Source organism: Micromonospora sp. DH13 (assembly GCF_020873825.1).
Classification (GTDB): Bacteria; Actinomycetota; Actinomycetes; order Mycobacteriales; family Micromonosporaceae; genus Micromonospora; species Micromonospora haikouensis.
This window is the reverse complement of the sequence record NZ_JAHWGR010000037.1, coordinates 17,976-40,537: the sequence shown is the minus strand read 5'-3', so window position 1 is coordinate 40,537 and position 22,562 is coordinate 17,976. Positions and strand designations below refer to the sequence as shown.

The window sequence follows — 22,562 nt, the reverse complement described above, 5'->3', positions numbered from 1 at the left end:
GGGAACGCTTCTGGCTGCGGCCCGCCGGCCGCGCCTCCGACGTCTCCGGGGCGGGCCTCGGCGCGGCCGGGCACCCGCTGCTCGCCGCCGCCGTCCGGCTGGCCGGCGAGGACGCGGCCGTGCTCACCGGCCGGCTCTCCGTCGCCGCCCAGCCGTGGCTGGCCGACCACGTGGTCGCCGGCGCGGTCGTCGTCCCCGGCACCGCGCTCGTCGAACTGGCGCTGCGCGCCGGCGACGAGTTCGGCCCCTGCCGGGTGGGGGAGCTGACCATCGCCACCCCGCTGGTGCTCCCCGCCCAGGGCGCGGTGCGCGTCCAGGTCCGCGTCGGCCCCCGCGACGGCCTCGGCGGACGGGCCGTCACCGTGCACTCCCAGCCCGACCACGACCCCGACGGCGACTGGGTGCGGCACGCCGAGGGCCTGCTCACCGCCGTCGAACCCACCGCCGACGCCGGCCTCGGCGCGTGGCCCCCCGCCGCAGTCGAGGCGGACCTCGCCGGCTGGTACGACGCCCTCGCCGGCCACGGCATGACGTACGGGCCGGTGTTCCAGGGCCTGCGCCGCGCCTGGACGGCCGGCGACGACACCGTCTACGCCGAGGTGACCCTGCCCGCCGCCACCGCCGACGGCAGCGCCGGCTTCGGCGTGCACCCCGCCCTGCTCGACGCCGCCCTGCACCCCACCGCCCTGCTGCCCGGCGACGGCACCACCGGCCCCAAGGCCCCGTTCGCGTTCGCGGGTGTCCAGGTGCACGCCGTCGGCGCGGACACCCTCCGCGTCCGGCTCACCCGCGCCGGCACCGCCGTGCGGCTGCTCGCCGTCGACGACACCGACCGGCCCGTGGTCACCGTCGACTCCCTCGTCCTGCGCGAGATGACCGGCGGCGATCCGTCGGCGGCCACCCTCGCCGCCCGGTCGCTGTTCCGCGTCGACTGGCGGGCCGAGCCGCTCGCCCCCGCCGACGCGCCCCGCGCCGCCCTGCTCGGCCCCGCCACGCCCGCGCTGCCCGGCGTCCCCGCGTACCCGGGCGTCGCCGAACTGGCCGCCGCCGACGTACCCCCGCTGGTCCTGCTGCCCGTGCCCGCCACGCCCGCCGGCCTGCCCGCCGACGCGCTGCCCGCCGCCGTGCGGGCCGGCACCGCCGCCGTGCTCGCCGCCGTCCAGGCGTGGCTCGCCGCCGACGCCCTCGCCGACACCCGCCTCGCGGTGGTCACCCGGGGCGCGGTCCGGGCCGCCAACGCCGACCCCGCCGACGAGCTGACCGGCGCGGCCGTGTGGGGCCTGCTGCGCGCCGCCCAGTCCGAGCACCCCGGCCGGATCGTCCTGGCCGACCTCGACCGGGACCTCGACGCGCCCGCCGTCGCACTGCTCGCGGCCGCCGCCGACGACCCGGCCGCCGCGCAGCTCGCCGTCCGCGCCGACACGACCTACACCCCCCGTCTGGTACGCGCCGACACCCCACCCGCGCCCGCCCGGCGTCCCCTCGGCGGCACCGTCCTGGTCACCGGCGGCACCGGCGCGCTCGGCGCGCTGCTGGCCCGGCACCTCGTCACCGACCGGGGCGTGGACTCCCTCGCCCTGGTCAGCCGGCGCGGCCCCGCCGCCGACGGTGCGGCCGACCTCGCCGCCGAGCTGACCGCCCTCGGCGCGCGGGTCGACGTGCTCGCCTGCGACGTCACCGACCCCGACGCCGTGCGTGCCCTGGTCGGGCGGTTCACCGCCGATGGTGGTCGGCTCGCCGGGGTGGTGCACACGGCGGGTGTTCTCGACGACGCGGTGGTCACGGGCATCGACGCCGACCGGCTGGCCCGGGTCCTCGCGCCGAAGGTCGACGCGGCGTGGCACCTGCACGAGGCGACGGCCGGCCTCGACCTGGACCTGTTCGTGGTGTTCTCGTCCATCGCCGGGGTCCTCGGCTCCCCGGGCCAGGGCGCGTACGCCGCCGCCAACCACTTCCTCGACGCGCTCGCCGCCCACCGCCGCGCCCGGGGCCTGACCGCGCACTCCCTGGCCTGGGGCATGTGGGACACCGACGGCATGGCCGCCACCCTCAGCGCCGCCGACCGGTCCCGGGTCACCCGCTCCGGCCTCGGCCTGATCAGCGGGCCCGTCGGCGTCGCCCTGTTCGACGCCGCCGTCGCCACCGACGCCGCCGCGCTCGTCCCCGCCGTCGTCGACGTGCCGGCGCTGCGCGCGGCGGCCACCGCCACCGGCGTACCGCCGATGCTGCGCGCCCTCGTCGGCACCGCGACCGCCCGGCGGCAGGCCGGCAGCGGCGCGGCCGGCGGCTGGGCGCAGCGCCTCGCCGCGCTCGCCCCCGACGAGGCCCGCGCCCAGATCGACGTGCTGGTGCGGGGCCTGGTGGCGCAGGTGTTGGGGCATGGTGGTGCGGAGGCGGTGCCGGCGGACCGGGCGTTCCGGGAGTTGGGGTTCGACTCGTTGACGGCGGTGGACCTGCGTAACCGGGTCAACGCAGCCACGGGGCTGCGGCTGGCCTCGACGCTGGTGTTCGACTACCCGACCCCGGCGGCCCTCGCCGCGCACGTGCACGAGCAGCTCACCGGCGTGACCGCCGACCGGCCCGAGGCGGTCGCCGCCACCGGCGGCGGCGACGAGCCGATCGCGATCGTGGGCATGGCCTGCCGTTACCCGGGTGGGGTGGCCAGCCCCGACGACCTGTGGGCGTTGCTCGCGTCCGGCGGGGACGGGATCTCCGAGTTCCCCGCCGACCGGGGCTGGGACCTGGAGTCCCTCTTCCACCCCGACCCCGACCACCCCGGCACCTCCTACGCCCGGCACGGGGGTTTCCTCGCCGGGGCGGCGGAGTTCGACCCCGCCTTCTTCGGCATTTCGCCGCGTGAGGCGATCGCGATGGATCCGCAGCAGCGGTTGCTGCTGGAGGCGTCGTGGGAGACGTTCGAGTCCGCCGGGGTCGACCCGGCGCGGGTACGGGGCAGCCGCACCGGCGTCTTCGCCGGCCTGATGTACCACGACTACGCCTCGCAGGTGCAGGAACTGCCGGAGGGCCTGGAGGGCTACATCGGCACCGGCAACTCGGGCAGCGTCGTCTCCGGACGCGTCGCCTACACGTTCGGCCTGGAGGGGCCGGCCGTCACCGTCGACACGGCGTGCTCGTCGTCGCTGGTCGCGTTGCACCTCGCCGTGCAGGCGCTGCGGTCGGGGGAGTGCGACCTGGCCCTGGCCGGCGGCGTGACGGTGATGGCGACGCCGGGGACGTTCGTGGAGTTCTCGCGGCAGCGGGGGTTGTCGGCCGACGGTAGGTGCAAGTCGTTTGCGGCGTCGGCGGACGGGACGGGCTGGTCGGAGGGTGTGGGCATGCTGCTGGTGCAGCGGCTCTCCGACGCCCGGCGCGACGGCCGGCGGATCCTCGCCGTGGTGCGGGGGACGGCCGTCAACCAGGACGGGGCGTCGAACGGTCTTACCGCCCCGAACGGTCCGTCGCAGCAGCGGGTGATCCGGCAGGCCCTGGCGAATGCCCGGCTGACCCCGGCCGACGTGGACGCGGTCGAGGCGCACGGCACGGGCACGACGCTGGGTGACCCGATCGAGGCGCAGGCGCTGCTGGCCACCTACGGGCAGGACCGGGCGGCCGGCCGGCCGCTGCTGCTGGGGTCGATCAAGTCGAACATCGGGCACACCCAGGCCGCCGCCGGGGCCGCCGGCATCATCAAGATGATCATGGCGATGCGGCACGGCGTGGTGCCCCGCACCCTGCACGTCGACGAGCCGTCCCCGCACATCGACTGGACGGCCGGCGCCGTCGAACTGGCCACCGAGGCCCGGCCGTGGCCCGAGACGGGCCGCCCCCGCCGCGCCGCCATCTCCTCGTTCGGGGTCAGCGGCACCAACGCGCACGTCGTCATCGAGCAGCCGCCCGCCGACCCCCGGCCCGCCCGCAGCGGCGACGCGCCGGCCCAGGCCGGAGATGCGTCCGTTCGGTTCGGCGACGCGTCCGTCCCGGCGGCCGTGCTGCTGTCGGCCCGCACCGAGGCGGCCCTCGCCGCCCAGGCCGACCGCTGGGCCCGCTGGCTCGCCGCCGACCCGACCCCCCGCCCCGCCGACGTGGGCTGGTCGTCCGTCGCCACCCGGGCCACCCTGGAACACCGCGCCGTGCTCGCGGCGGCCGACCGCGACGAACTCCTCGCCGGGCTGCGCGCCCTCGCCGCCGGCGAACCGTCCGGCGCCGTCGCCACCGCCGCCGGTACCCCCGGCGGGCAGCTCGCCGTCCTCTTCTCCGGCCAGGGCGCGCAGCGCGCCGGCATGGGTCGGGAGTTGGCGGAGGCGTTCCCGGTGTTCGCGTCGGCGTTGGACGAGGTGTGCGGTCACCTGGATCCGTTGCTGCCGCAGCCGTTGCGGCCGGTGCTGTTTGCTGCGGAGGGTTCCGCCGAGGCCGACCTGTTGGACCAGACGGTGTTCACGCAGGCGGGGCTGTTCGCGGTTGAGGTGGCCCTGTTCCGGCTGGTGGAGTCGTTCGGGGTGGTGCCGGACTTCGTCGGTGGCCACTCGGTTGGTGAGATCACGGCCGCGCATGTGGCGGGGGTGTTGTCGCTGGCCGACGCGTGCGCACTGGTGGCGGCGCGGGGTCGGTTGATGCAGGCGTTGCCGGCCGGGGGCGGGATGCTCGCGGTGGCCGCCGCCGAGGTGGCGGTGGCGGAGTCCATCGCCGGTCGCGCCGACGTCGGGATCGCCGCCGTCAACGGGCCGTCGGCCGTGGTCGTCTCCGGTGCCGTCGAAGCTCTGGACGAGATCGAGGAGGCGTGGCGGGACCGGGGCGTGCGCACCCGCCGGCTCGCCGTCAGTCACGCGTTCCACAGCCCGCTGATGGAACCGATGCTGGCCGAGTTCCGGGCCGTCCTCGACGGGCTGTCGTTCCGGACGCCGCTCGTGCCGGTCGTGTCGAACCTGACCGGGGCGCTCGCCGAACCGCAGGAGCTGACCCGGGCCGACTACTGGGTGCGGCACGTCCGCGAGGCGGTGCGCTTCGCCGACGGGGTCGCCGCGCTGCGCGCCGCCGGGGTGGGCACGTTCCTGGAGGTCGGCCCGCAGAGCGTCCTCACGGCCCTGGCCGCCGACGTGCTGCCCGGCGACGAGGGCGTGCTGACCGTCGCCGCCCAGCGCCGCGACCGGCCCGCCGCGCGGGCGCTGCTCGCCGCGCTGGGCGAGCTGCACGTCCACGGCGTGCCCGTCACCTGGACCCAGTGGTACGCCGGCACCGAACCGCAGCGCGTCGACCTGCCCACGTACGCCTTCCAGCACGAGCGGTACTGGCTCGGCATCGGCCGCGCCCGCGCGGGCGACGTCACCGGCGCCGGCCTCGGCGCGGCCGGGCACCCCCTGCTCGGCGCGGCCGTCACCGTGGCCGGCGAGGACATGGTCGTGCTCACCGGCCGCCTCTCCGTCGCCACCCACCCGTGGCTCGCCGAGCACACCGTCTCCGACACGGTCGTCGTCCCCGGCACCGCCCTCGTGGAGTTGGCCGTCCGGGCCGGCGACGAGGCGGGCGTCTCCCGCCTCCGGGAACTGACCATCGCCGTGCCACTCGTGCTGCCCGCCACCGGCGGCGTACGGGTCCAGGTGCGCGTCGGCGCGCCCGACCCGACCGGCGCCCGACCCGTCGCGGTGCACGCCGAGACCGACGGTGACTCCGGATGGGTCCGGCACGCCGAGGGCGTGCTGGAGCCGGTGGCGGCCGAGGAGCCGGTGGTGGGGGCGTGGCCGCCGGTGGGTGTGTCGGAGGTGGATCTGTCGGGTTGGTATGAGGCTCTGGCGGGTCTCGGTCTGGTCTACGGGCCGGTGTTCCGCGGGCTGCGTCGGGTGTGGGCCGGCGACGGCGAGGTGTTCGCCGAGGTGGCCCTGCCCGATGAGGTGGAGGGCGCGGCGGCGTTCGGGGTGCATCCGGCGTTGCTGGATGCGGCGTTGCACCCGATCGGGCTGTTGCTGGCCGACGAGGGGCCGGCAGCGGCGCGGGTGCCGTTCGCGTTCTCGGGTGTGCAGGTGCACGCGTCGGGTGCGCGGGTGCTGCGGGCGCGGTTGACGCGGTCGGGCTCTGCGGTCCGTCTGGTCGCGGTGGACGAGTCGGGTGCGCCGGTGGTGTCGGTGGACTCGATCGTGTTGCGGGAGCTGACCGGCGTTGGTGTCGCGGGTGCGGCGTCCCGGTCGCTGTTCGAGGTGGTGTGGCAGGCCGCCGAGGTCGCCCCGATCGGTGAGGTGTCCGGCTGGGCGCTGCTGACCGGCGGGGACCTGCCGGCGACACTGCCCGGCCTGCCGGCGTACCCCGACGTGGCGGCCCTGCTGGCGGCGGTGGCCGCAGGGGCCGACGCCCCGCGCGCCCTCGTGCTGCCGGTCGCCGCCGCCCCCGACGCCGCCCCCCTCCCCGAGGCGGTACGCGCGGTCACCACTGGCGTCCTCGCTGCCACCCAGGCGTTGCTGGCCGCCGACGCGCTCGCCGACACGCGGCTCGTCGTCGTCACCCGGGGCGCCATGGCCGCCGGGCCGGCGGATCCGGCAGCGGACCTCGCCGGCTCCGCCGTATGGGGCCTGCTCCGCTCGGCGCAGACCGAGCACCCGGGCCGGATCGTCCTCGCCGACATCGACGGCGACCTCGACGGGCACGCCCTGGGCCTGCTCACCCGGGCCGCCGACGACGCCGTCGTGGGCGGTCAGGTGGCGGTGCGTTCGGGCGGGGTGCGGGTGCCCCGCCTGGTGCGCGCGTCCACGTCGGGGACGCCGGTGACCGTCGGCGACGGCGCGGTGCTGGTGACCGGTGGTACGGGCGCGTTGGGCGCTCTGGTCGCGGAGCATCTGGTGTCGGCGCACGGAGTCCGGTCGCTGGTGCTCGTGTCGCGCCGGGGCCCGGCCGCTGCCGGCGCGGACGCCGTGGTCGAACGGCTGGCGGGCCTGGGCGCGTCGGTGGAGGTGTCGGCCTGTGACGTGACGGACGCCGAGGCCGTGCGTGCCCTGGTCGGGCGGTTCACCGCCGATGGTGGTCGGCTCGCCGGGGTGGTGCACACCGCCGGGGTGCTGAACGACGCGGTGGTCACCGGCATCGACGCCGACCGGCTGGCCCGGGTCCTCGCGCCGAAGGTGGATGCGGCGTGGCATCTGCACGAGGCGACGGCTGGTCTTGATCTGGATCTGTTCGTGGTGTTCTCGTCGATCGCGGGGGTTCTGGGTTCGCCGGGTCAGGGTGCGTATGCGGCGGGGAATGCGTTCCTGGACGGTCTTGCGGCGTTCCGCCGGGAGGCCGGGTTGCCGGCGGTGTCGTTGGCGTGGGGGATGTGGGATACCGAGGGGATGGCGGCGTCGATCGGTGACGCGGATCGGGCGCGTTCGGCGCGGGCGGGTCTGACGCCGATGAGCGCGGCCACGGGCCTCGAACTGTTCGACGCCGCCCTCGCGGCGGGACGCCCCGCCCTGGTGCCGGCCGTGCTCGACGTACCGGCCATGCGGGCCGCCCTCGGCGCGGGCGGCCCGGTCCCGGCGGTGCTGCGCGCCCTCGTCGGCACGACGACCACCCGGCGGCAGGCCGGTCAGGGCGGTGGAGACTGGGCCGACCAGCTCGCAAACCTGGACCCCGACGAGGCCCGCGCCCAGATCGACGTGTTGGTGCGGGGCCTGGTGGCGCAGGTGTTGGGGCATGGTGGTGCGGAGGCGGTGCCGGCGGATCGGGCGTTCCGTGAGTTGGGTTTCGACTCGTTGACGGCGGTGGACCTGCGTAACCGGGTCAACGCGGCCACGGGGCTGCGGCTGGCCTCGACGCTGGTGTTCGACTACCCGACCCCCGCCGTGCTCGCCGAGCACCTCTACGAGCAGGTCTCCGGCCAGCTCACCGCCCGCCGGTCGGTGACCCGCGCCGTCGCCGGCACCGACGAGCCGATCGCGATCGTTGGCATGGCCTGCCGTTACCCGGGTGGGGTGGCCAGCCCCGGCGACCTGTGGGCGCTGCTGGCCGACGGCGGGGACGGGATCTCCGAGTTCCCCGCCGACCGGGGTTGGGACCTCGACACCCTGTTCGACCCCGACCCGGACCGCAGCGGCACCTCGTACACCCGGCACGGGGGTTTCCTCGCCGGGGCGGCCGACTTCGACCCCGCCTTCTTCGGGATCTCGCCGCGTGAGGCGATCGCGATGGATCCGCAGCAGCGGTTGCTGCTGGAGGCGTCGTGGGAGACGTTCGAGTCCGCCGGAGTGGACCCGGCGGGGGTGCGGGGCAGCCGCACCGGCGTGTTCGCGGGCGTCATGTACCACGACTACGCCTCCCGACTGGCCGACCTGCCGCCGGACACCGAGGGCTACGTGGGTACGGGCACGTCGGGCAGCGTGCTGTCGGGGCGGGTGGCGTACACGTTCGGCCTGGAGGGGCCGGCGGTGACCGTGGACACGGCGTGTTCGTCGTCGCTGGTCGCCTTGCACCTGGCGGCGCAGGCGCTGCGGTCGGGGGAGTGCGACCTGGCCCTGGCCGGCGGTGTGACCGTGATGGCGACGCCGGGGACGTTCGTGGAGTTCTCGCGACAGCGGGGCCTGTCGGCCGACGGGCGGTGCAAGTCGTTCGCCGCGTCGGCGGATGGGACGGGCTGGTCGGAGGGTGTGGGCATGCTGCTGGTGCAGCGGCTCTCGGATGCGCGGCGGGAGGGGCGTCGGATCCTCGCGGTGGTGCGGGGGACGGCCGTGAACCAGGACGGGGCGTCGAACGGGTTGACCGCGCCGAACGGCCCCTCGCAGCAGCGGGTGATCCGGCAGGCCCTGGCCAACGCCCGGCTGACCCCGGCCGACGTGGACGCCGTCGAGGCGCACGGCACGGGCACGACGCTGGGTGACCCGATCGAGGCGCAGGCGCTGCTGGCCACGTACGGGCAGGACCGGGCGACCCCGCTGCTGCTCGGCTCGGTGAAGTCGAACATCGGGCACACCCAGGCGGCGGCCGGTGTGGCGGGTGTGATCAAGATGATCATGGCGATGCGGCACGGGGTGGTGCCGGCGTCGTTGCATGTGGACGAGCCGTCGCCGCATATCGACTGGACCGCCGGGGCGGTTGCCCTGGCCACGGAGGCGACGCCGTGGCCGGTGGTGGGTCGGCCGCGTCGGGCGGCGGTGTCGTCGTTCGGGATCTCCGGCACGAACGCGCACGTGATCATCGAGCAGCCTCCGGTGGAGGTTGTCGAGGGTGTGGTGGTGGAGCGGGTGGTGCCGCCGGTGGTGCCGGTGCTGCTGTCTGCTCGTACTGAGGGTGCGTTGGTGGGGCAGGCGGGTCGGTGGGCCCGCTGGCTGGCCGGTGACGAGTCGTCTGCCGCGCTGGATGTGGCGTGGTCGTCGGTGACGACGCGTCCCGCCCTGGAGCGGCGGGCTGTCGCCCTGGTCGCCGACCGGGATGGCCTGCTCGCCGCGCTACGGGCCCTGGTCGAGGGTGAGCCGTCCGGGGCCGTGGTCGTGGGCGCCCCGGAGCAGCGCGGACACCTGGCGCTGCTGTTCTCCGGTCAGGGCGCGCAGCGTGCCGGGATGGGTCGGGAGTTGGCGGAGGCGTTCCCGGTGTTCGCTGCCGCGCTGGACGAGGTGTGCGGTCACCTGGATCCGCTGTTGCCGCAGCCGCTGCGGCCGGTGCTGTTCGTCGATGAGGGTTCTGCCGACGCCGGTCTGTTGGACCAGACCGTCTTCACGCAGGCCGGGCTGTTCGCGGTCGAGGTGGCGTTGTTCCGCCTTATCGAGTCGTTCGGGGTGGTGCCGGACTTCGTCGGTGGGCATTCGGTCGGTGAGATCACGGCCGCGCATGTGGCGGGGGTGTTGTCGCTGGCCGACGCGTGTGCCCTGGTGGCGGCGCGGGGTCGCCTGATGCAGGCGTTGCCGGCCGGTGGCGGGATGCTGGCGGTCAACGCGGCTGAGGCCGACGTGACCGAGTCGATCGCCGGTCGCGCCGACGTCGGGATCGCTGCGGTCAACGGGCCGTCGGCCGTGGTGGTCTCCGGGGCCGTGGAAGCTCTGGACGAGATCGAGCAGCTCTGGCAGGGCCGGGGCGTGCGTACCCGCCGGTTGGCGGTGAGTCACGCGTTCCACAGTCCGTTGATGGAGCCGATGCTGGCCGAGTTCCGGGCGGTCCTTGCCACGCTCAGCTTCGCCGCGCCGCTGGTGCCGGTGGTGTCGAACCTGACCGGGGCGCTCGCTACCGGCGACGACCTGCGGACCGCCGACTACTGGGTGCGGCACGTGCGGGAGGCCGTGCGGTTCGCCGACGGGGTCGCCGCGCTGCGCGCCGCCGGGGTGGGCACGTTCCTGGAGGTGGGGCCGCAGAGCGTGTTGACGGCCCTGGCCGCCGACGTGCTGCCCGGCGATGAGGGCGTGCTGACCGTCGCCGCGCAGCGCCGGGACCGGCCCGAGGCTGTGGCGCTGCTGGCCGCCCTCGCGGAGCTGCACGTCAACGGGGTGCCGGTGACGTGGCGACAGTGGTTCGCCGGCACGGGCGCGTCCCGGGTGGACCTGCCGACGTACGCATTCCAGCACCAGCGGTACTGGCCGAACGCCGGCCGGCCCCGCACCGGCGACGTGTCGGGGGCCGGGCTGGGCGACGCGGGGCACCCGCTGCTCGGCGCGTCCGTCGACCTGGCCGGCAACGACGAGGTGGTGCTCACCGGCCGGCTGTCCCTCGCCGCGTACCCCTGGCTGGCGGACCACGCGGTCTCCGGCGCGACGCTCGTGCCGGGCACGGCGCTCGTGGAGCTGGCCGTCCGGGCCGGCGACGAGGCGGGGCTGCCCCGGCTCCGGGAGCTGACCATGGCCGCGCCGCTGGTCGTGCCCGACGCCGGGAGCGTGCGCATCCAGGTACGCGTCGACGGCCCCGCCGATGCGCCGGAGCGGCCGGTGACTATCTACTCCCGACGCGACGGTGACGCCGGGTGGGTTCGGCACGCCGAGGGTGTGCTGGAGGGGGCCTCCGCTGAGGAGCCGGTGGTTGCGGCGTGGCCGTCGGTGGGTGTGTCGGAGGTGGATCTTTCGGGTTGGTATGCGGGCCTGGCGGGGCTGGGTCTGGCGTACGGGCCGGTGTTCCGCGGGCTGCGTCGGGTGTGGGCCGGCGACGGCGAGGTGTCCGCCGAGGTAGCCCTGCCCGATGAGGCGGGAAGCTCGGACGGGTTCGGGGTGCATCCGGCGTTGCTGGATGCGGCGTTGCACCCGATCGGGTTGCTGCTTGGTGAAGAGGCGTCGGCGGCACGGGTGCCGTTCGCGTTCTCGGGCGTGCAGGTGCACGCATCGGGTGCGCGGGTGCTGCGGGTGCGGCTGACCCAGGCTGGTTCCGGGATCCGTCTCGTCGCGGTGGACGAGTCGGGTGCGCCGGTGGTGTCGGTGGACTCGCTGACGCTGCGGGAGTTGACCGGCGTCGGTGCCAGTGGTGCGGCGTCGCGGTCGTTGTTCGAGGTGGTGTGGCAGGCCGTCGAGATCGCCCCGACCGCCGACCCCGCCGGCTGGGCGCTGCTCACCCCCGAGGACACCACCACGACCGGGTTCCTCCATGCGCCGACGGGCGGGGGCCGCTTGGCGGCGTACCCCGACGTGGCGGCCCTGCTGGCGGCGGTGGCCGCAGGGGCCGACGCCCCGCGCGCCCTCGTGCTGCCGGTCGCCGCCGCCCACCCGGCCCCCGAGGTGGTGCGGGCGGTGGCATCGGAGGCGTTGCGCGCGGCGCAGGCGTGGCTGGCCGCCGACGTGCTCGCCGACACGCGGCTCGTCGTCGTCACCCGGGGCGCGGTCGTGGCGCGTGACGGTGACCGGGTGACCGACCTGGCCGGCGCGGCCGTGTGGGGCCTGCTCCGCTCGGCGCAGTCGGAGCACCCCGGCCGCATCGTCCTCGCGGACCTGAACGCCGACGCCGACGGTGCAACCGAACTGCCGGCCGTGCTGGCCGGCGCCCTCGACGATGCCGTCGTCGGTGGTCAGGTGGCGGTGCGTTCGGGTGGGCTGTGGGTGCCGCGACTGGTGCGGGCGTCGGTGCCTGACGTCCCGGCGGTTGCCCCGCTCGGCGACGGTGCGGTGCTGGTGACCGGTGGTACGGGCGCGTTGGGCGCTCTGGTCGCGGAGCATCTGGTGTCGGCGCACGGGGCGCGGTCGTTGGTGCTCGTGTCGCGTCGGGGTGCCGCCGCTGCGGGCGCGGACGAGCTGGTGGAGCGGTTGTCGGGCCTGGGCGCGTCGGTGGAGGTGACGGCGTGTGACGTGACCGATGCCGAATCCGTGCGCTCCCTCGTGGGCCGGCTCACCGCCGACGGCCGCCGCCTGGCCGGGGTGGTGCACACGGCGGGTGTCCTCGACGACGGGCTCGTCGAGGGGCTCACCGTGGATCGCCTGACGGCCGTCCTCGCCCCGAAGGTCGACGCGGCGTGGCACCTGCACGAGGCGACGGCCGGTCTTGATCTGGATCTGTTCGTGGTGTTCTCGTCGATCGCGGGGGTGCTGGGTTCGCCGGGTCAGGGTGCGTATGCGGCGGGGAATGCGTTCCTGGATGGTCTTGCGGCGTATCGCCGGGAGGCCGGGTTGCCGGCGGTGTCGTTGGCGTGGGGTATGTGGGATACCGAGGGGATGGCGGCGTCGATCGGTGACGCGGACCGGGCGCGTTCGGCGCGGGCGGGTCTGACGCCGATGAGCGCGGCCACGGGCCTCGAACTGTTCGACGCGGCCCTCGCGGCGGACCGGGCTGCCCTGGTGCCGGCGACCATCGACGTGCCCGCCCTGCGGGCCGCCGCCTCCGGCGGCCTGGTGCCGCCCATGCTGCGCACCCTCGTCGGAGCCACCACCAGCCGCCGCCAGGCGGGGCAGGGCGGTGGCGGGGGGTGGGCCGATCGGCTCGCCGCCCTCACCGAAGACGAAGGCCGGGCGCAACTCGTGCTCCTGGTCCGGGGCCTGGTGGCGCAGGTGTTGGGGCATGGTGGTGCGGAGGCGGTGCCGGCGGATCGGGCGTTCCGGGAGTTGGGTTTCGACTCGTTGACGGCGGTGGACCTGCGTAACCGGGTCAACGCGGCCACGGGGCTGCGGCTCGGCTCGACGCTGGTGTTCGACTACCCGACCCCCGCCGTGCTCGCCGAGCACCTGTGGTCCGAGCTGGCCGGCGTACGCCAGTCGGCGACCGACCTCGTGGCCAGCGCGACCAAGGACACCGACGAGCCGATCGCGATCGTGGGCATGGCCTGCCGCTACCCGGGCGGAGTCGCCAGCCCCGACGACCTGTGGGCGCTGCTGGCCGACGGCGGGGACGGGATCTCCGAGTTCCCCGCCGACCGGGGCTGGGACCTGGCGTCCCTCTTCGACCCTGACCCGAACAACAGCGGCACCTCCTACACCCGCAACGGCGGCTTCCTCTACGGAGCGGCGGAGTTCGACCCCGGGTTCTTCGGCATCTCGCCGCGTGAGGCCCTGGCCATGGACCCGCAGCAGCGGTTGCTGCTGGAGGCGTCGTGGGAGACGTTCGAGTCCGCCGGGGTCGACCCGGTCCGGCTGCGGGGCAGCCGCACCGGCGTCTTCGCGGGCGTCATGTACCACGACTGGGCGACGCGCCTCATGGACCTGCCCGCCGAGGTCGAGGGCTACGTGGGTACGGGCACGTCGGGCAGTGTGCTGTCGGGGCGGGTGGCGTACACGTTCGGCCTGGAGGGGCCGGCGGTGACCGTGGACACGGCGTGTTCGTCCTCCCTGGTCGCGCTGCACCTGGCGGCGCAGGCGCTGCGGTCGGGGGAGTGCGACCTGGCCCTGGCCGGCGGCGTGACCGTCATGGCCACCCCGGGCACGTTCATCGAGTTCTCCCGGCAGCGCGGGCTGTCGCAGGACGGGCGGTGCAAGTCGTTCGCCGCCGCCGCCGACGGGACGGGCTGGTCCGAGGGCGTCGGCATGCTGCTCGTCGAGCGGTTGTCGGACGCCCGCCGTAACGGGCATCGGGTCCTCGCCGTGGTGCGGGGGACGGCCGTCAACCAGGACGGGGCGTCCAACGGTCTGACGGCGCCGAACGGTCCGTCGCAGCAGCGCGTCATCCGGCAGGCCCTCGCCAACGCGCGGCTGACCCCGGCAGACGTGGACGCCGTCGAGGCGCACGGCACGGGCACGACGCTGGGTGACCCGATCGAGGCGCAGGCGCTGCTCGCCACGTACGGCCAGGGGCGGGAGATGCCGCTGTTGCTGGGGTCGATCAAGTCGAACATCGGGCACACGCAGGCGGCGGCCGGTGTCGCCGGGATCATCAAGATGGTCATGGCGATGCGGCACGGCCTCGTCCCGCCGACCCTGCACGTGGACGAGCCGTCGCCGCACATCGACTGGACCGCGGGGGCGGTTGCGCTGGCCACGGAGGCGACGCCGTGGCCGGCCGTGGACCGGCCGCGTCGGGCGGCGGTGTCGTCGTTCGGGATCTCCGGCACGAACGCGCATGTGATCATCGAGCAGCCTCCGGTGGAGGTTGTCGAGGGTGTGGTGGTGGAGCGGGTGGTGCCGCCGGTGGTGCCGGTGCTGCTGTCCGCCCGCACCGATGGGGCCCTGGCGGGTCAGGCCGCTCGGTGGGCCCGCTGGCTGGCCGGTGACGAGTCGCTTTCCGTGGTGGACGTGGCGTGGTCGTCGGTGACGACGCGCCCGGCCCTGGAGCAGCGGGCCGTCGCCCTGGTCGCCGACCGGGACGGCCTGCTCGCCGCGCTACGGGCGCTCGACGGCGGCGACCCCTCCGGGGCGATCGTCACCGGCACGGCCACCGAACGCGGCCAGCTCGCGGTCCTCTTCTCGGGCCAGGGCGCGCAGCGCGCCGGGATGGGTCGGGAGTTGGCGGAGGCGTTCCCGGTGTTCGCGTCGGCGTTGGACGAGGTGTGCGCCGGGCTGGACCCGCTGCTGCCGCAGCCGCTCAAGGGGGTGCTGTTCGCGGCGGAGGGTTCCGCCGAGGCGGCGTTGCTGGACCACACCGTCTTTACGCAGGCGGGCCTGTTCGCGGTCGAGGTGGCGTTGTTCCGGCTTATCGAGTCGTTCGGGGTAGTGCCGGACTTCGTCGGTGGGCATTCGGTCGGTGAGATCACGGCCGCGCATGTAGCCGGGGTGCTGTCGTTGGCCGACGCGTGCGCACTTGTCGCCGCGCGGGGTCGCCTGATGCAGGCGTTGCCGGCCGGGGGCGGGATGCTGGCGGTGGCCGCGGCCGAGGAGGCGGTGGCGGAGTCGATCGCCGGTCGCGCCGACGTCGGGATCGCCGCCGTCAACGGCCCGTCGGCCGTCGTGGTCTCCGGTGCGGTCGCGGCGCTGGACGAGGTCGAGCAGCTCTGGCAGGGCCGGGGCGTGCGCGTCCGCCGGCTGACCGTCAGCCACGCGTTCCACAGCCCGTTGATGGAGCCGATGCTCGCCGAGTTCCGAGCCGTCCTCGACGGGCTCGACTTCGCCGCGCCGCTGGTGCCGGTGGTGTCGAACCTGACCGGGGCGCTCGCCGACGCCGACGAGATCCGCACCGCCGACTACTGGGTGCGGCACGTGCGGGAGGCCGTGCGGTTCGCCGACGGGGTCGCCGCGCTGCGCGCCGCCGGGGTGGACACGTTCCTGGAGGTCGGGCCGCAGAGTGTGTTGACGGCTCTGGCCGCCGACGTGCTGACCGGCGACGAGGGCGTGCTGACGGTCGCCGCGCAGCGCCGGGACCGGCCCGAGGCTGTGGCGCTGCTGGCCGCCCTGGCCGAGCTGCACGTCAACGGGGTGCCGGTGTCGTGGCGGCAGTGGTTCGCCGGCAGCGGCGCGTCCAGGGTGGACCTGCCGACGTACGCGTTCCAGCACCAGCGGTTCTGGCCCGAAGCGCTGCCGCCCACCCGCAAGGACACCGACGGCGGGGACGCCGAGTTCTGGGCCGCCGTCGAACGCGGCGACCTCACCGCCCTCGCCGCCCAACTCGGCGACGACGCCGACCTGGACGCGCTCAGCTCGGCCCTGCCCGCGCTGTCGCACTGGCGGCAGGCGCGCACCCGCGACACCGCGCTCGACGGCTGGTCGTACCGCATCGGGTGGGAGCCCGTGCGGCCCGCGCCGGCCGCCGGGCTGACCGGCCGGTGGCTCGTCGTCACCGTCGGCGGCGGCACCGACGCGGGCGTCGCGAAGACGCTCACCGAGGCCGGCGCGACCGTCGACACGCTGACCGCCCCGCCGTCCCTCGACCGGGCGGAGCTGGGCGAGCGGCTGCGCCGCACCGGCATCGACGGCTGGGCGGGCGTGCTGTGCGTGCTGCCCCGTCAGGACGGGTCCCTCCCGGACGCGCCGGGCGTGCCGGCCGGCACGGCGGCGCTGCTCGCGCTCGTCCAGGCGCTGACCGACACGGGCCTGCCCGGCCGGGTGTGGGCGCTCAGCCGCGCCGCCATGCCGGTCACGGCCGGCGAGCGGGCCGCCGACGCCTGGGCGGCGCTCGCCTGGGGCCTCGGCCGCGCCGTCGCCCTGGAACAGCCCGACCGCTGGGGCGGGCTGGTCGACCTGCCCGCCCGCGCCGACCGCAGCACCCGCGCCGCGCTCGTCGCGGTGCTCGCCGACGGCACCCTGGACCAGGTGGCGGTACGCCGCAACGGCGTCTTCGGCCGGCGGCTCGTGCCCGCCGCGCCGCCGGTGGGGTCGGGTTGGCGTCCGTCGGGGACGGTGCTGGTGACCGGTGGTACGGGTGCGTTGGGTCGGCACACGGCCCGGTGGCTGTTGGCCAACGGTGCGGCCGAGGTGGTGCTGGCGTCCCGGCGTGGTCCGGACGCCCCCGGTGCCGCCGAGTTGACCGAGGAGCTGGCCGGAGCGGTGCGGGTCGTCGCCTGCGACGTCACCGACCGGGAGGCGGTCACCGCCCTCGTCGCCGGCCTGCCCGCGCTCACCGCCGTCGTGCACACCGCAGGCGCGTCCGGCGGGACCGCCCCGGCACACGAGGTGACCGCCGCCGACCTGTCGGCGACCCTCGCCGGGAAGGTGCTCGGGGCCCTGCACCTGGACGCCGCCTGCCGCAGCCGGGACCTCGACGCGTTCGTCGTTTTCTCCTCCGTCGCCGGCGTCTGGGGCGGCGGCGGCCAGGCCGGCTACGCCGCCGGCAACGCCCTGCTCGACGCCCTCGTCGCCGCCCGCCGGGCCGAGGGGCTGCCCGCCACCGCCCTCGCCTACGGGCCGTGGGCGGCCGACGGCATGGCCGCCGGGGAGACCGCCGAGGGCCTGCGCCGCCGCGGCTTCACCCCCCTCGCGCCCGAGGCCGCCGTCGCGGCGCTGGGCCGCTGGGTCAACGCCCCCGAGCCCGCGCCGGTCGTCGCCGAGGTCGACTGGTCCCGGTTCGTCGCCGCGTTCACCGCGGCCCGGCCGAGCCGCCTGTTCGACCGGGTCGCCCCGGCCCCCGCCCCCGAGGCGCAGCGGCCGGAGGCCGACGCCGCCACCAGCGGCCTGCGGGCGCGGCTCGCCGCGCTGCCGGCCACCGGCCAGGAGAACCTGCTGGTCGACCTGGTACGCGCCGAGGCGGCGGCGGTGCTCGGGCACGACTCCACCGACCAGGTGCCCGCCGGCCGGGCGTTCCGGGAACTCGGCTTCGACAGCCTCGCCGCCGTGCAACTGCGGGACCGGCTGGGCCGGGCCACCGGGCTGACCCTGCCGTCGACCGTCGTCTTCGACCATCCGTCGGCGGCGGAGCTGGCCCGGTTCCTGCGTACCGAACTGGTGGCCGGCGCGGCCGACGGCGGCCCGGCGGTCGGGGTGGTCGCGGCCCGGCCGGCGGCCGACGAACCCATCGCCATCGTCTCCATGGCCTGCCGCTTCCCCGGCGGCGTGTCGTCGCCGCAGGAGCTGTGGGAGCTGCTGCTCGACGGCGGCGACGCGATCGGGCCGATGCCCACCGACCGGGGCTGGGACCTCGCCGCCCTGTTCGACTCGGACCCGGACCGGGTGGGCACCAGCTACGCCCGCAGCGGCGGCTTCCTCGACGGCGTGGCCGACTTCGACGCCGCGTTCTTCGGCATCAACCCCCGCGAGGCCCTGGCCATGGACCCGCAGCAGCGGCTGCTGCTGCACACCACCTGGGAGACGTTCGAGCGGGCCGGCATCGACCCGCACCGGGTACGCGGCTCCGCCACCGGCGTCTTCATGGGCACCAACGGGCAGGACTACGCGACCCTGCTGCTGGGCGCCCGCTCCGAGGTGGAGGGCTACCAGGCCACCGGCAACGGCGCGTCGGTGGTGTCCGGCCGGCTGGCGTACTCGTTCGGGCTCCACGGGCCGGCGGTCACCGTCGACACGGCGTGCTCGTCGTCGCTGGTCGCGCTGCACCTGGCCGCGCAGGCGCTGCGCTCCGGCGAGTGCGACCTGGCCCTCGCGGGCGGCGTGACCGTCATGTCGACGCCGGGGGCGTTCCTGGAGTTCTCCCGGCAGCGCGGCCTCGCCGCCGACGGTCGGGTCAAGGCGTTCGGCGCGGACGCCGACGGCACCGGCTGGGGCGAGGGCGTCGGCGTCCTGCTCCTGCAGCGCCTCTCCGACGCCCGCCGCGACGGCCGCCGGATCCTGGCCGTGGTGGCCGGCAGCGCCGTCAACCAGGACGGCGCGTCCAACGGGCTCACTGCCCCGAACGGGCCGGCGCAACAGCGGGTCATCCGGCAGGCCCTCGCCAACGCCGGGCTCACCCCGGCGGACGTCGACGCCGTCGAGGCCCACGGCACCGGCACCACCCTCGGCGACCCGATCGAGGCGCAGGCGCTGACGGCCGCGTACGGGCCGGACCGACCCGCCGACCGTCCCCTGTGGCTGGGCTCGGTGAAGTCGAACATCGGGCACACCCAGGCGGCGGCCGGCGCGGCCAGCCTGATCAAGATGGTGCTCGCCCTGCGGCACGGCACCCTGCCGGCGACCCTGCACGCCGACGAGCCGTCGCCGCACGTGGACTGGGCGGCGTCCCCGCTGGCGCTGCTCACCGAGGCCCGCCCGTGGGACGCCGACGGCCGCCCCCGCCGGGCCGGGGTGTCGTCGTTCGGGATCTCCGGCACCAACGCCCACGTGATCCTCGAACAGGCACCGGCGGAGGAGCCGGTCGACCCCGCTGCGTCCGTCGAGCCCGTCGACCCCGCCGGGTCCGTCGGCCTCGCCGGGCGGTCGGCGGCGGGCGGCGCGGCGCTGCCCTGGCCGGTCTCCGCCGCCACGGCCGCCGGGCTGCGCGAGCAGGCCGACCGGCTGGCCCGCCGGCTCGCCGACCCGGCAACCCCGGCCGGCTCCGACCCGGCAACCTCGGGCGGCGGTACGGCCGACGCCGGCACGGTCGGTGTCGAAGCGGCCGACGCCGGGGCGGTGGCCTGGGCGCTGGCCGAGGGCCGGGCGCACCTGACCCACCGGGCGACGGTCGTCGCCGCCGACCCGGAGACCCTGCTCGCGGCGCTGCGGGCCCTCGCCGCCGGCGGCACCCACCCCGCCCTCGTCGGGCCCGCCCCGACGGCGACGGGCGGCACCGCCGTCCTGTTCTCCGGCCAGGGCGCGCAGCGTGCCGGCATGGGCCGGGAGTTGTACGCGGCGTTCCCGGTGTTCGCGTCGGCGTTGGACGAGGTGTGCGCCCACCTGGATCCGCTGCTGCCGCAGCCGCTCAAGCCGGTGCTGTTCGCTTCGACGGGCTCCGACGAGGCGGGTCTGCTGGACCAGACCGTGTTCACGCAGGCCGGGTTGTTCGCGGTTGAGGTGGCCCTGTTCCGGCTGGTGGAGTCGTTCGGGGTGGTGCCGGACTTCGTCGGGGGCCACTCGGTCGGCGAGATCACGGCCGCGCACGTGGCCGGGGTGTTGTCCCTGGCGGACGCGTGCGCACTGGTGGCGGCGCGGGGTCGCCTGATGCAGGCGTTGCCGGCCGGTGGCGGAATGCTGGCGGTCAACGCGGCCGAGGCCGACGTGTTCGCCTCGATCGCCGGTCGCGCCGACGTCGGGATCGCCGCCGTCAACGGGCCGACCTCGGTGGTCGTCTCCGGGGCCGTCGAGGCCCTCGACGAGATCGAGGGAGCGTGGCGCGAGCGGGGCGTCAGGACGCGCCGGCTCACGGTCAGCCACGCGTTCCACAGCCCGCTGATGGAGCCGATGCTGGCCGAGTTCCGGGCGACCCTGGAGACGCTGTCGTTCGCCGCGCCGCTGGTGCCGGTCGTGTCGAACCTGACCGGGGTGCTCGCCGACGGCGACGACCTGCGCACCGCGGACTACTGGGTGCGGCACGTCCGGGAGGCCGTCCGCTACGCCGACGGGGTCGCCGCGCTGCGCGGGGCGGGCGTCGACACGTACCTCGAAATCGGCCCCGCCGCCGTGCTCACCGCGATGAACGCGGAGCTGCTGCCCGACGACGCCACCGCCGTGGCCGCCCTGCGTGCCGGCGTGCCGGAGCCGGCGGCGCTGCTCACCGCCCTCGCCACCCGCTACGCGACCGGCCGGGACCTCGACTGGGCGGCGCTGCTCGCCCCGCTCGCCGGCCCCCGGCCCGCCCCGCGCGACCTGCCGGAGCTGCCCACGTACGCGTTCCAGCCGCAGCGCTACTGGCCCACCCTGACCACCGGGCCGGCCGGCGGGGCGGACCGGGCCGACGCCGCGTTCTGGCGGGCGGTCACCGACGGCGACCTGGACCGGCTCGGCATCGACACCAGTCAGCCGCTGCGGGACCTCCTGCCGGAGCTGGAGTCGTGGCGACGCCGCCAGCACGAGGACGACACGATCGGCGGCTGGCGGTACCGGGTCACCTGGCGGCCCCAGCGGCTCACCGCCGGGGACCCGGGCACCTGGCTGGTCGTCGCGCCGCCCCGGGAGGCCGCCGACGCGGTCGCCGACGCGCTGCGCGCGGGTGGGGCGGCCGTGCACCTGCTCACCGTGGACCCGGCGACCGTCGACCGGGACGGCCTCGCCGCCGACCTGGCCCTGGCCTGCGCGACGCACCAGCCGACCGGGCTGCTGTCCCTGCTCGCCCTCGACGAGGCCCCGCACCCCGGGCAGGACACCCTGCCCGCCGGCCTCGCGGCGAACCTGCTGCTCCTGCAGGCGCACACCGGCCTTCCGGCCGAGGTGCCGCTGCCGCTGTGGCTGGCCACCGCCGGTGCCGTCGCCACCGACGACGCGCCGGCCGCCCGGCCGTGGCAGGCCACCACCTGGGGCCTCGGCCTGGCCGCCGCCCTGGAACACCCCCGGCACGTCGGCGGCCTCGTCGACCTGCCCGGCACGGTCACCGCCGACCTCGCCGCCGGGCTGGTCGCCGCGCTCACCAACACCGAGGGGGAGGACCAGCTCGCCGTCCGCACCTCGGGCGCGTACGCGCGGCGGCTGGTCCGGGCCACCGACCCGGCCGACGGTACGGGCGGCGGCTGGACGCCGCACGGCACCGTCCTGGTCACCGGCGGGGCGGGCACCGTCGCCGGCCACGCCACGGCCTGGCTGGGCCGGCAGGGCGCCGCCGTGGTGCCGCTGGACCAGCCAGCCGGCGGGAAGCTCACCGACCGGATGGAACAGCTCGCCGCCGACGGGCGGCCGGTCACGGCGCTGCTGCACGTGCCCGCCGACACCGGCACCGTGCCGCTGGCGGAGCTGACCCTCGCCGGCCTCGCCGCCGACCTCGCCGCCACCGTCGGCGACATCCCCCGCTACGCCGACGAGCTGGAGGGCGCGGCCCTCGGCGCGCTGGTGCTCTGCTCCTCCACCTCCGGGGTGTGGGGCTCCGGCGGGCGGTCCGGTCAGGCGGCCGGCGACGCCCTGCTCCAGGTCCTCGCCGAGAACCGGCGGCGGACCGGGCTGCCGGTGGCGTCGGTGGCGTTCGGCCCCTGGGCCGACGGGCTCGCCGACGCCGACCTCGACCAGCTCAGCCGCCGCGGCCTGCCCGGCATGGCCCCCGACCTGGCGACCGCCGCGCTGCGGCAGGCCGTCGCCGACGGCGCGCAGGTTGTCGTGGCCGACGTACGGTGGGACCGGTTCGTGCCGGCCATCGCCGCCGTGCGGGCCCGCCCGCTGTTCGGGGAGGTCCCCGAGGCCCGGGAGGCGCTGCGCGGCCTGCACAGCGCCGAACCGGCCGACGACGGGGCCGCCGACGCGCTGCGGGACCGGCTGCGCCCGCTCACCGACGCCGAACGCGACGCCGTGCTCGTCGACCTCGTGGCCGCCCAGGCGGCGGCGGTGCTCGGCCTGCCCGACGCCGGTGACCTCGGCCCGGGGCGGGCGTTCCGGGAGGTCGGCTTCGACTCGATGACCGCCGTGGAGCTGCGCAACCGGCTCCGGGCGGCCACCGGGGCCACCCTGCCGGCCAGCGTCGTCTTCGACTACCCGACGCCGCTGGCCCTGGCCCGCCACCTGCGTACGCTCGTCGTGGCCGACGGGGCCACGGCCACCGAGGGGCTGCTGTCCGAGCTGGAGAAGCTGGACGGGCTGTTCGCCGCCAGCGCGCCCGACCAGCTCACCCGGCAGAAGCTGCTGGTGCAGATGCAGGCGTTCCTGGCCCGCTGGGGCGACGACCGGCCTACGTCGGCGGACGCGCCTGTTGCGCCGACGCTCGATGGGGCCAGCGACGCCGAGTTGTTCGACTTCATCCACCGGGAGCTGGGCGGCCCCGACGGCAACCTGGGTGGGGCCTTCTGA

The 22,562-nt window shown here is 76.4% G+C and carries 1 protein-coding gene (only partly in view); it reads left to right on the top strand.

Features of this window, described 5'->3' with window-relative positions; genetic code table 11:
- Positions 1 to 22,562 carry the 3' portion of a type I polyketide synthase gene (locus tag LPA42_RS27730; RefSeq protein WP_228986967.1) on the top strand. The gene continues 7,450 nt to the left of window position 1, outside the view, so the window shows 22,562 of its 30,012 coding nt (coding positions 7,451–30,012); its start codon lies off the left edge, out of view; its stop codon occupies positions 22,560 to 22,562.